16 protein-coding genes are annotated in these 11,720 nt (G+C 33.2%); 13 read left to right on the plus strand and 3 right to left on the minus strand.

The annotated features are described in order from the left end of the window. Window positions 1-39: 39 nt before the first annotated feature. Complete coding sequence (locus BC6307_RS09245; RefSeq protein ID WP_066412578.1) at window positions 40-645, minus strand: CPBP family intramembrane glutamic endopeptidase; 606 nt, start codon at window positions 643-645, stop codon at window positions 40-42. 90 nt (window positions 646-735) lie between these two features. Here BC6307_RS09245 and BC6307_RS25240 point away from each other — a divergent pair, with 90 nt between their 5' ends. The 6 genes from BC6307_RS25240 (at window position 736) to BC6307_RS09270 (ending at window position 4,611) form a co-directional block, all read left to right on the plus strand. Next, window positions 736-855 carry a DUF6254 family protein gene (locus BC6307_RS25240; RefSeq protein WP_220096668.1) on the plus strand — a complete coding sequence of 40 codons (120 nt, stop codon included), beginning with the start codon at window positions 736-738 and terminating at the stop codon, window positions 853-855. A gap of 312 nt (window positions 856-1,167) precedes the next feature. Next, window positions 1,168-1,827, plus strand: coding sequence for a 7-cyano-7-deazaguanine synthase QueC (gene queC / locus BC6307_RS09250; RefSeq protein WP_066412579.1), 660 nt, complete (start codon window positions 1,168-1,170; stop codon window positions 1,825-1,827). A gap of 1 nt (window position 1,828) precedes the next feature. Next, window positions 1,829-2,275 carry a 6-carboxytetrahydropterin synthase QueD gene (queD, locus tag BC6307_RS09255; protein WP_066412581.1) on the plus strand — a complete coding sequence of 149 codons (447 nt, stop codon included), beginning with the start codon at window positions 1,829-1,831 and terminating at the stop codon, window positions 2,273-2,275. Next, window positions 2,268-2,987 (plus strand): 7-carboxy-7-deazaguanine synthase QueE, encoded by a 720-nt coding sequence (queE, locus tag BC6307_RS09260; RefSeq protein ID WP_066412584.1) that lies wholly within the window; start codon window positions 2,268-2,270, stop codon window positions 2,985-2,987. The genes queD and queE overlap by 8 nt, the downstream gene beginning before the upstream one ends. 12 nt (window positions 2,988-2,999) lie before the next feature. Beyond that, the gene (gene queF / locus BC6307_RS09265) at window positions 3,000-3,500 is read left to right on the plus strand and encodes a preQ(1) synthase (protein ID WP_066412586.1); all 501 of its coding nucleotides are present in this window, start codon (window positions 3,000-3,002) and stop codon (window positions 3,498-3,500) included. 106 nt (window positions 3,501-3,606) lie between these two features. Beyond that, window positions 3,607-4,611 carry a DUF3231 family protein gene (locus tag BC6307_RS09270; protein ID WP_066412588.1) on the plus strand — a complete coding sequence of 335 codons (1,005 nt, stop codon included), beginning with the start codon at window positions 3,607-3,609 and terminating at the stop codon, window positions 4,609-4,611. A 237-nt stretch (window positions 4,612-4,848) separates the two neighbouring features. On the opposite strand, the gene BC6307_RS09275 is transcribed toward BC6307_RS09270, so the two are convergent. Then, on the minus strand, window positions 4,849-5,028 hold the full coding sequence (locus tag BC6307_RS09275) for a YkvS family protein (protein ID WP_066412591.1): 180 nt from the start codon (window positions 5,026-5,028) through the stop codon (window positions 4,849-4,851). 261 nt (window positions 5,029-5,289) lie between these two features. On the opposite strand from BC6307_RS09275, the gene BC6307_RS09280 reads away from it, so the two are divergent. The 7 genes from BC6307_RS09280 to BC6307_RS09310 all read left to right on the plus strand — a co-directional run bounded on the left by BC6307_RS09280 (window position 5,290) and on the right by BC6307_RS09310 (window position 11,427). Continuing rightward, window positions 5,290-5,484, plus strand: a complete 195-nt coding sequence (locus tag BC6307_RS09280; RefSeq protein ID WP_066412594.1) for a hypothetical protein — start codon at window positions 5,290-5,292, stop codon at window positions 5,482-5,484. A gap of 242 nt (window positions 5,485-5,726) precedes the next feature. Beyond that, a complete protein-coding gene (locus tag BC6307_RS09285; RefSeq protein ID WP_066412597.1) occupies window positions 5,727-6,053 on the plus strand; it encodes a YolD-like family protein in 327 nt (108 codons plus the stop codon). Window positions 6,054-6,223: 170 nt separating this feature from the next. Continuing rightward, window positions 6,224-7,741 (plus strand): spore germination protein, encoded by a 1,518-nt coding sequence (locus BC6307_RS09290; protein WP_066412600.1) that lies wholly within the window; start codon window positions 6,224-6,226, stop codon window positions 7,739-7,741. Window positions 7,742-7,767: 26 nt separating this feature from the next. Next, entirely contained in the window at window positions 7,768-8,871 is a 1,104-nt protein-coding gene (locus BC6307_RS09295; protein ID WP_066412602.1) for a GerAB/ArcD/ProY family transporter, read from the plus strand. Beyond that, on the plus strand, window positions 8,858-9,925 hold the full coding sequence (locus tag BC6307_RS09300) for a Ger(x)C family spore germination protein (protein WP_066412604.1): 1,068 nt from the start codon (window positions 8,858-8,860) through the stop codon (window positions 9,923-9,925). Before BC6307_RS09295 ends, BC6307_RS09300 begins: the two co-directional genes overlap by 14 nt. 57 nt (window positions 9,926-9,982) lie before the next feature. After that, complete coding sequence (locus BC6307_RS09305) at window positions 9,983-10,936, plus strand: nucleoside hydrolase (protein WP_066412606.1); 954 nt, start codon at window positions 9,983-9,985, stop codon at window positions 10,934-10,936. A gap of 137 nt (window positions 10,937-11,073) precedes the next feature. Next, a complete protein-coding gene (locus BC6307_RS09310) occupies window positions 11,074-11,427 on the plus strand; it encodes a TIGR04104 family putative zinc finger protein (protein ID WP_066412608.1) in 354 nt (117 codons plus the stop codon). A 108-nt stretch (window positions 11,428-11,535) separates the two neighbouring features. On the opposite strand, the gene BC6307_RS24760 is transcribed toward BC6307_RS09310, so the two are convergent. Next, window positions 11,536-11,691: a hypothetical protein gene (locus BC6307_RS24760; protein ID WP_157076594.1), complete on the minus strand. Its 156-nt coding sequence runs from the start codon at window positions 11,689-11,691 to the stop codon at window positions 11,536-11,538. Window positions 11,692-11,720: the final 29 nt, after the last annotated feature.

Here is an 11,720-nt window from a genome sequence, read left to right on the forward strand (position 1 = left end):
CACTATTCATTATACATGTTAAGTTTAAATAGGAAAAGGTTAAAAAGTAAGTGGTAGTATGAGAAGTAAAAATAAATTAAAAAAGAAATGAGATAGGATGACAACAGTCAAATTCTTTGTCCATACATATAAATATCCCCAAACAAGACCCGATAGTGCTGCAGCGGCAACTAACATCACATTTCCGCTCCATATATGTGCAACAGCATAAAGGGCGGATGCTACGAGAACTGCTAACTTTGGAGTATACATTTGCATACACTTCTTTTGAATATAGCCACGCCAAAATATTTCTTCCCCAGGTATTATGATAAGTAAAAGTACATAATGCCACCATTGTTTAGGTCCAACAACTGAATAAAGATCTTGAACAAAAGGAACAAAGTATGGAAAGAAACTTTTAATAATTACATATGTAAAAAGAAATAAAAAATATAAGCTAATGCCTGAGATAATTCCAATAATATTACTATTGTATTTCAATTTAGTTATTTTTAAATCTACGTTACTTTTCCAAGAAATATAAATAAGAATAATCATGGAGAGGGGAAATAACGTCCAAAAATATGTACTGAAGGTAAAACTAATTCCTATTAACACATTTGCTAAAATCCAAGTTGCAAGTAGCTTGCCGAATTGAGTCAATTTCACATACCTCCATAAGGGAAATGTATAAAAAGATCATTTAAGCATATTCTACACTTTGAACTATATGAAAAGAAAGAGGGATGGATTTTGACTCAATCAAAAAGTCAGCAAGAACGTCAATGGAAAACGAGGAAAAACTCTCAAAATGAACACGGTAAAGTAAAATCATTTGAGCAGCTAGCAAATGAAACGACGAATAAAAAATAAAGTACAGAACATGAGGTACCTCCCGTATGTTCTGCAATGAGCCTTTTATTTAGCAATTGGTGTAGGACATTCTCAACAGATAAAACAATAATGTAGTCAAAAAATATAGAGTGTGTTATATTATTATAGTTATAAAATTTAATACACTTGCCTATTAACTATTAGGAGAGGTTATAGCTAAACCCTCTATAAAAAACTATTTTAAAGTCTTTGTCTTATTATTAGTTTTTATACGAACTTATAACGCTAACCTCTAAAAGGGTTAGCGTTTTTTATTCTTTTTATACAAATTAGTAGAAGGGAGAGAGAGCAATGAAGAAAAATGAAAAAGCAATTGTTGTGTTTAGTGGTGGTCAAGACAGTACAACTTGTTTATTTTGGGCGCTTGAACAGTTTGAAGAAGTAGAAACTGTGACGTTTCATTACGGTCAACGTCATAATTTAGAAATAGAATGCGCTAAAAAAATTGCTTCTGACTTAGGAGTAAAGCACCGAGTGTTAGATATGTCACTTTTAAGTCAATTATCTGCTAATGCATTAACGAGAGATGACATAGATATTGAAGAAAAGAAAGGGGAGGTACCGAATACTTTTGTAGACGGTCGGAACCTTTTATTTCTGTCGTTTGCTGCAGTGGCTGCGAAACAAGTGGGAGCGCGCCATATTATAACAGGAGTTTGTGAAACAGACTTTAGTGGCTACCCTGATTGTCGGGACGTCTTTATAAAATCTTTGAACGTAACATTAAATTTATCGATGGATTATCAGTTCGTTATTCATACCCCGCTAATGTGGTTAAATAAAGCGGAAACGTGGAAACTAGCTGATGAGCTTCATGCACTTGACTATATAAAAGAAAAGACATTAACGTGTTATAACGGAATAGTTGCAGATGGGTGTGGAGAATGCCCCGCTTGTAAATTAAGAAAACGTGGATTAGAACAATATTTAGAAACGAAGGGAAACAACTGAGATGCTACAACAAATATACCCACAAGTACCTCATTCCTATCAATATGAATTAAACAAAGACATGCAAATAGCTGCAGCACATTATATTCCAACAGTTTCAGCTGGAAAGTGTCGACAAGTACATGGCCATACGTATTTTATAAATGTAACTGTAGCAGGAAATGAATTAGACGACTCTGGGTTTCTTGTTAATTTTCAAATATTAAAAAAACTTTTACACGACAAATATGATCATACAGTATTAAATGACCATAAAGAAGTATTTAGCGATGAAGATTCAAATCATTTTCCGACAACAGAAGTAGTAGCTCGAAAAATGTGGGAAACGATTGAACAGCATTTACAAACATTACCTAATTCACCAACATGCTTACAAATATTTGTTAGAGAAACACCAACAAGCTACTGTATTTATCGACCTAAAAGGGATTGTAGTAAAAATGAATAAAAAAATACCTGTTTTAGAAATATTCGGACCAACTATTCAAGGTGAAGGAATGGTAATAGGTCAAAAAACGATGTTTGTGCGTACTTCAGGCTGTGATTATCGATGCGTCTGGTGTGACTCTGCATTTACATGGGATGGCAGTGCAAAGGACGATATCCGAATGCTTACAGCTGAGCAAATATGGTCTGAACTATTAGAGCTTGGAGGAAATAGTTTTAAACATGTTACTATTTCTGGTGGAAATCCAGCACTATTACAATCTATCTCCTATTTAGTAGAATTATTGCATGATAATGGTGTAAAAGTAGCACTGGAAACACAAGGGAGTAAGTGGAAAGATTGGATGAAGGCAATAGATGATTTAACACTCTCTCCGAAGCCCCCAAGCTCAACGATGAAGACTGATTTTGCCATGTTAGATTCTATTATTTCTAAACTTGAAATGAATAAAATATCACTTAAAGTAGTTGTATTTAACGATGAAGATCTTCTTTATGCGAAAAAGGTTCATCAAAGATATCCAAACGTTCCTTTTTTTGTACAAGTAGGAAATGATGATATAGAGACTACTTCAACTGCAGATTTAAGAGAACATTTATTTGTTAAATACGAGTGGTTAATTGAGAAAGTAATGAAAGACGAAGAAATGAATTTTGTAAGAGTACTGCCACAGCTTCATACGTATATTTGGGGCAATAAACGTGGTGTATAGGAGGAAAAGAAAATGACAGCAGGAAGAAAAGATGAAGAATTACAAGGAGTAACACTTTTAGGTAATCAAGGGACGAATTATTTATTTCAATACAGTCCGGATGTCTTAGAAACTTTTGAAAATAAGCATCCAAACCGAGATTATTTTGTTAAATTTAATTGCCCAGAATTTACGAGCCTTTGCCCAAAAACGAACCAGCCAGACTTCGCGACAATATATATTAGTTATATTCCTGACAAGCTAATGGTAGAAAGTAAGTCATTAAAGCTATACCTATTTAGCTTTAGAAACCACGGTGATTTTCATGAGGATTGCATGAATATTATTATGAATGATCTTATTAAATTGATGGATCCTCGATATATTGAAGTATGGGGGAAATTTACACCACGTGGTGGTATCTCTATTGATCCATATACGAATTATGGAAAACCGGGGACGAAATATGAAGAAATGGCACATTACCGTCTGATGAACCATGATATGTATCCTGAAACTGTCAATAATCGTTAATTAAAAAAGACTATTCCATTGTGAATAGTCTTTTTTATATTTGCTTTTCAATACTTTAAATGAAAATAGTGAATACTATCCCTACAAAGATTAGGAGGGATAGTCCTTGAAGAGAGATGAAATGTTCGCTGCAGAAATTAGTACATTATGGACACTTTATATAAACATTACAATGACTGAATTAATACTACGATATTTTTTAGAGCATGTGGAGGAGAGTTCATATCGAGAAGAAATAGTATATATGTACGAAATTGTAACTAGTCAACTAGAGAGTGTAAAAAAAATAAGTTGGGATTATTCTCTTCCTTCTTCTATCGGGTTTACAGAAAACGACTTAAATCTACAAGCCCCCAGATTATTTTCAGATCCGACAATTTTAACTTATTTATTTCATATGAATAAAGTTGGTATGGTTACATATAGTTCGGCGTTAGCAACTGTTACGAACAAAGAAATTCGACATCTTTATCATTCATTTCTAGTTCAAACAGCTGATATATATGAAAGAATTGCTGTAAAAATGACAGAAATGGGGATTTTGTTAAATGCACCTTCACTTACGTATGGTGAAACGCCATCTTTTATTATCGATAAGGATTATTTAAGTGGAATCAATCCTCTGAAAGAAAAGAGACCGTTAAATGCTATAGAAGTGACACATCTTTCATTTAATTTACGTACGAATCAAGTTGGAAGGATTTTATGTGAAGCCTTTGCACAAGTTACTAAAAACGAAGAAGTGCAAAAGTTCTCACTAAAAGCAAAAGAAATGGCCAAAAGTCACATGGAAACATTTATTAACATATTGCGGAAGGAGGATATTGAACCTCCACTTTCTGAACAATTAAGGATAACAGATAGTACAATATCGCCATTTTCGGATAAATTAATAATGACCCATACAGCCTTTTTGACAACTGCGGGAATTGGAAATTATGCGGCTGCAGCGGCAGCTAGTCAACGATCAGACTTACTTGTGAAGTATGAAAAACTTTCAGGGGAAGCAGCATTATTGTCTAAAGAGGGGGCGGATATTATGATTAAAAACAAATGGATAGAACAACCGCCAACGGCCATTAATCGTAAACAGTTAAGGACTAATGAATAGAGGGGAACAACACAAACAGGAAAAGGCTCTTAACCTAGACTTAACAGCATTAGTTGGGAAACAGATTTTAAGTAAACGGTGTACATGTTCGGGAACAGAGAAATGACAGAATATAGTAGATGAAAAATAAAATAAAAAAAGAAAAAGCATTTGCACGCTATTGTGTCCAACTGCTTTTTCTTTTTATTTTCTAAATAGCTTTGTTCATACGAGTCTTTGCGAGCCGTCTGCGCTTTTCTATAGTGTGATGATTTTGTAGTTTTTGTGGTTGACGACTGTTCTTTGTTCTAGGTCGAGTTCACGGTAGTTGTCCATGTAAGATAGGTCAACAATTACGGAGTTTTCGTTAACTTTTTCAACGACTCCTTTTAATCCTTCTCTAAATTCTATGATGTTTCCAACCTCTGCTTTTTTCATATTTTCTCTCTCCCCTATACTTTTTATCTTTAAATGAAAGTTAAAACTTTTCATTAGGACCTTTGTATAAATACTATTCACAAATATAATGTTTTTGCAATTTATATGCAATATTTATGCAAAAAAGTATTACATACAGTTTGCAACATTTTTCCACAAACGTAAATAGTTTTTAATATATTTTTTTGAATTTTTAATTATCTTTTTAAAATATATAGTTTCGTATACAATTAACATAAGTGAATTTTCAGGAGGGACATTATGAACGAACAGTTTGTTACGGAGATTTTAGACAAGCTTCGTAGTCGAGAGTTACACGAATATATGATAACGAAAGAGAATTTTATGGATTTTAGAAGAGTACTTGTTGCTCAAGAAGACTTTAAACAATTTAGAGGTATTGCAAAGCATAATGGAGAAATATTATACAAATATGAGGATGAACCCCGTAGTTAAAAGTTCACGGATATTCCGTGGATTTTTGTTTTTTTGCATCTTTATATAAAACTAATTTCTTTTCTGTAGTAATTTACATATATAATATGGTACAAATAAAGAGTCGTATTAATAGACTAGTTTTATTTATTTTTATCTAACGTTTACTCAAAAAATGTCATGATGTTTAATAAAAAGAATATGCATAGTAAATACAACAACATTTTTCCAAACATTTTATGCAAATATTAGGAGGGAGTTTAATGGAGCATAAACGTAGTAATAAAATTGTTTCACAATCAATGTTTCTATGGAAAAACGAGCACAATCGTACAGTGCAAGCTTTTTTAGTTTTTCCAGATGATGTTCCAGATTTTCAATATATACAAGACTTGCTTCATTCTATATATTTGAATAAAGAAACAGTTCGTTTAACAGCTTGGTTTGAAGGAGAAATTATTCAAATTACAGGAAAAATACATTCCTTCCGATTTTCAACCCATCGAATTACCGTAAAAGATATAGATAAGAATAAGTATCATCTCCGATTAGTAGATATCGTTGAAATTGTACGTAAGCTAGGAAAATAAATAAATACAAAAAACTGCCCTTTTAAAAGCATTATTATTTAAAGGGCAGTTTTTTGTATTTTAACCTTCTTGAAACTAGTAATTCATGCCCTTCGTTCAGATTACTTAAAATGTATATCTACCTCCAAACTAGGAAAACTAAAATATGGTATTTGGAAGGAGGTAGAAATATGAAGAGATTTATCCAATGGCTAATTGGTACTAGGCAAGATGAGGAAAATAGTAAAGACAAAATGTCTGTTCCGCAGTTAATTACGCAAATGGAAAAATCATCTGATTTCCTCCGTTTTTCCTATAAAACATCGGATGGTACGAATTCTTATTGGGTTAACTATTATAGTACATTATGTGATACGAATTTCTTACACCGTGACATTCTACATTACGTTTCGAATCAGCCATGGAATACTCTTCAACAATTAAAAAACAGCCTTCCGGTTGAGGCAATTGAGATTTCTTCTGATACTGAAGTAATTAAAGAAAAGATGTTATCGGGTTTTATTTTCATACAAATAGGTGAAAAAGATCCAGAAGGTTTATTAGTTCGTTCTTCGATGGTCAGTGAACGGAGCATTTCGTTACCAGAAGTAGAGTACAGCGTAGTAGGACCGAAAGAATCATTCATTGAAAATATCGATGCCAATATTAACTTAATCCGTCGTCGTTTAAATACGCCGATGTTAACGATAGAGGAAGTAACGCTAGGGACGGTATCCAATACAAAAGTGGCTGTACTCTATGTAGATGATTTAGTAAATAAAGAGAACTTGCAATATACGTTAGATAAACTAAATGAAGTAAACTTTGACCATATTAACGACATTTCATACGTAGGTCAATTAATTTCAGATCATGAAAATACAATTTTCCCTCTGCTTATAGATACGGAACGACCAGACAGGGTAACCTCAGGGTTAGTAGAAGGGAAAATAGCCATTTTAGTGGATGGTTCTCCTCATGCGATACTTGGACCAACGACATTAATCGAATTTTTCTCTTCTTTTGAAGACTATTTTTTAAACTATATAATTGCTTCATTTTTCCGTATAGTTCGTGTATTTTCAGTAGCATTTTCGATTCTTATTACACCTATTTATGTCGCAGTTTTATCATATCATTACGAGTTAATTCCGAAAGATTTATTGAATACGTTAGTTGCTTCTAGACATGTAGTGCCATTGCCACCAATATTAGAGGCAATTTTTCTTGAATTAACAATTGAATTGTTGCGTGAGGCAGGAGCAAGACTGCCGACAAAAGTCGGACAGACTATCGGTATCGTGGGTGGAATTGTTATCGGGACAGCGTCTGTTGAAGCAGGATTAACAAGTAACGTATTGTTAATTATCATTGCATTAGCAGCGTTAGCCTCATTTACAACACCTGTTTATAAGATGGGTAACACTATTCGTGTATTACGTTTTCCATTTCTCTTGTTCGCGGAGTTTTTAGGTTTATTAGGAATCGTATTTTGTTTTTGCATTTTAGCAGCACATTTATTACGACTAACATCACTAGCAAGACCGTATTTAGAACCTTTATACCCTCCGAGAGTAGAGGATTTAAAGGACGCAATTTTACGATTCCCAATCTCATTTCAAAAGAAGAGACCAGCTTTTCTTCAACCACAAAAAAGTAATCGACATGTTAAAAATGCCGGTACTCGTAAAAAAGATATTGATGAGTAGTAAGTAATGTAAGGAGAGCATTATATATGCAAAAAATTCCTGTACAATTTCAAATATCGTATTTTTTAGTTGCTTTTTTAATATTTAGTGCTCAATTTGGGGTTGGTGCATTAGGTTTTCAACGCATCATTGCAATGTCGGCGGGCTATGATGGCTGGATGGGGGTTATTATTGCAGGGGCTTTTTTGCATTTTATCATTTGGTGTATGTATAAAATATTTGAAAAGAGTGGCGGTGAAGATATTGTTTCTGTTCATCAATTTGTTTTCGGAAAGTGGATTGGTGGATTTTTATCTTTTCTATTTAGTTTATATTTTACGTTTGCGGCAATTACGGTATTAAGGACATACATTGAAGTGGTACAAGTTTGGATGTTTCCTAATTTGCAAACGTGGTTATTTGCACTGATGTTTATGGGGTTAGTTTATTATATCGTTTCTGCAGGATTTCGAGCAGTTACAGGAATTGCATATTTAGGGATTATTCTACCTGCATATTTGCTTTTAACGTTTATTATTCCGTTTGAATATATGAATTTTCGTCATCTATTGCCTGTGTTTGATCATTCCGTAAAGGATATATTATTATCAGCAAAAGATATGACATTAACTTTTATTGGGTTAGAAGCTCTAATAGTTTTTTACCCATTCGTAAAAAATCATGAAAAGTCTGTTCGATGGGCACATTTAGGTGTATTAGCAACAACGCTTACGTATTTATTTATGGCAGTATTAACATTTTCTTATTTTAGCGAAGAAAAATTAGCTAAAAATATTTGGGCAACATTATCTTTATGGAAAATTATCGAGCTACCTTTCGTTGAGAGAATTGAATATATAGGAATAGCAAACTGGTGTTTAATTATTTTGCCAAACGTATGTATTTTTATATGGTGTGCTAGCCGAATAGGGAAAAGAGTTTTTCAAATTAAACATAAAAAAACGTTACTCATAACAGTCATTATTGTTTTTGCTGCAAGTTTATTATTTGAAGACAGAAAGTATATTAATGATTTAAATAACTATTTTGGACAAGCAGGTTTTTACGTTATTTACGTTTATATTCCAATGTTATGGTTACTTGTACTGTTTGCAAAATGGAGAAAGGAGCGTAAAAATGAAAAGCTTTAAGCCACTAATCATCATTTTTATTTTCCTTTTAACAGGTTGTGTTGAGAAACAAATATTAGATGATATTAACATTTTAACGGGCATTGGCTATGATTTAACGGAAGAAAATGAAGTAATGGGAACGGTGTTAATCCCAATATATGAGGCAGATCAAACAATTAACAATGAAACTATTACAGATATATCAGAACCAAATAAAGACTTAGTTAGTACGGTGCAAAAAAAAGCTACTGATCCGATTGTGTTAGGTAGTATCGAAAACGTTATTTTTCATCGAGACCTTGCAGAACAAGGAATCATTCAGTTCATTGATGGTTTACAAAGAGATGCTTATGTTGGTACTAGCTTATATATTATGGTTTCAGAAGATCCGACTGTTGATATTTTATCAGGAAATTACGGTAACAGAAGTACGGCTTCTTATATTACTAACTTACTTGAACATAATATGAAAAGAAGAGATTTACCGCGAACAAATTTACATGTATTTTTAAATGACTATTACCAGGAAGGAAAAGATCCGAATTTGCCAATAATCGGTCTTAGTGATGGGAAACTAGGTATTACTGGTGTTGGCATTTTGAAAAAAGATAAACTAGCATCAACAATAGAGCTTCGCGATTTATTCTTTTTTAAGCTACTAGCTGATCACTACACAGAAGGGATATTCGTCCTAGATTTACCAGACGGAGAATCAGTTTCTATTATGAGTATACGATCAAAGAAGAAGATAAATATAGATTGGAATGGCGATGTGCCCCAAATCAATATTAAGTTAAAATTGAATGGTGCGCTAAGAGATTATACAGGTGCAAAGGTAGATGACAAATTGATTGCGACTATTCAAGAAACATTTGAGGGTGTTTTAAGAACAGAGTGTTTAAACTTAATAAAAAGATTTCAAGAAGAAGAAATTGATCCGTTCGGATATGGATTTGAGGTGAAAACGAGAAAAAGAGGTTTTGATATTAAAAAGTGGGAGGACCAATATCCTGATATACCGGTAACAGTCAATGCAGATGTTACGATTATTGAACGAGGTGTTATCGATTAATTCTTTTTAAATTCAACTTACATATACTTATAAATGTAATGTAAGGAGGGAGAAACAATGGAAAGACAAAAAGTTCTGCTTTTTTGTGATCCTGGCATTGATGACTCTATCGCTATTATGTATGCACTTTTAAATCCAGCATTAGACGTTGTTGGAATTGTATCAGGGTATGGAAATGTCGAACAAGAACAAGCTACCCAAAACACAGCCTTTCTCATCTCATTAGCTAATAGTGGAAACATTATGATAATAGGTGGTGCAAAAGGTCCGTTATCTGGTGAGTACACTCCATATTATCCAGAAATTCATGGAGAGGAAGGTTTAGGTCCAATTAAACCTCCGGAAACTATTGTAGGAGAGCTACTTAATATCGATGAAGTGTTTAAACTAATTGAAAAGTATGGAGAAGAATTAATAATAGTAGACGTAGGAAGAGCAACTTCATTAGCAATTGCCTTTAACTTAGCTGGAGAAGAGATTATGAATACTGTTCCCTACTTTTATATTATGGGAGGAGCTTTTTTCGTACCAGGTAATGTGACGCCAGCCGCCGAAGCAAATTTTCATGGTGACCCAGTAGCGGCTAGTTTAGTGTTGGAAAAAGCGCGTAATTCGGTCGTTTTTCCGTTAAATGTAACGAACAAAGCAATTGTTACTCCTGAAATAGTGAATCGTATTGTTGCGACAGAAAATAATCCATTCCAACCGTTATTAAAAGCAGTTTTTGATTACTATTTTGAGGCTTATCAGGAATTAGTCCCTGGAACGATGGGAAGTCCAATCCATGATGTTGTACCGCTCTTTGCATTAACAAATCCCGATGCATTTAAATATGCGCGTAGAAGAGTTGAAATTGAAACAAAAGATGGTCCATTTCGCGGCGCTACTATTGCGGATTTTCGACCAAAGCCGGAGGAGCAACCAGAAGAGTTGTTAGATTACATTGCACTTGAAATGGATTACAATCGTTTTATTGAAGACTTTATTTCTGTTATGACGAGAAAACTATAGAAAAATGATGTTATTTAGAAACCCTTCAAGTCGATTTTTTGACTTTAGAAGGGTTTTTTATAGTTGTAGCACACGTAAACTGTTGCTATTATAAAAGAGAGAAAAGCATTTCCAATACCGTATTAAAGGAGATTATAATGGGTTTTCAACATTGTTCTAACTGTAAAAAGGATATAACATTTAAAACTAGGTTTAAATCTGTATTTTTTGGCTATCGACCGATTATTTGTGAAGAGTGTGGAGTTGAACATGAAGTAGACGAAAGATATCGATTTGTTTATTCTTTATATACTGTTCTTATCCCAATTTTATTAGTTTATTTTTCTAGTAGTGTTTTTGGGATTACATCGAGATTTATTCAAGTTTTATTAGTTTTAGTTTTTGGTACTTTCGGTGTTATGTATGCTACAAGTAAAGTAAAATACCATAAGAGTAAACATCAACCAATTAAAGAAGGACAAGCTAAAAATAAAAGTGTAAAAAAGTCATAATAAGAAAAGCTCTTCTGTAAGTTCGTTTTATTTAACGGGCGTATTTTAAAGGGAAATAAAAAGACGAATCCCACTCGGGTTCGTCTTTTTATTTTTGTCAATGAAAGCTTATATCTTTTGTAATACCCATAATAAAAATACTGCTACTATTGCTAACGAAAGAGCATGTAGGAAGAACGAACTGAAAGTGTTCATAAGTTTCTTTACTGTGCCTACCTTATAGTCTTGTTTGTCATTATGTATTCTTCGTTCCCTTGACTCCATATTTTCACTCCTAGCAATTTCCTCTATAG

The sequence above is a fragment of the Sutcliffiella cohnii genome, assembly GCF_002250055.1.
In the GTDB taxonomy this organism is placed as follows: domain Bacteria; phylum Bacillota; class Bacilli; order Bacillales; family Bacillaceae_I; genus Sutcliffiella; species Sutcliffiella cohnii.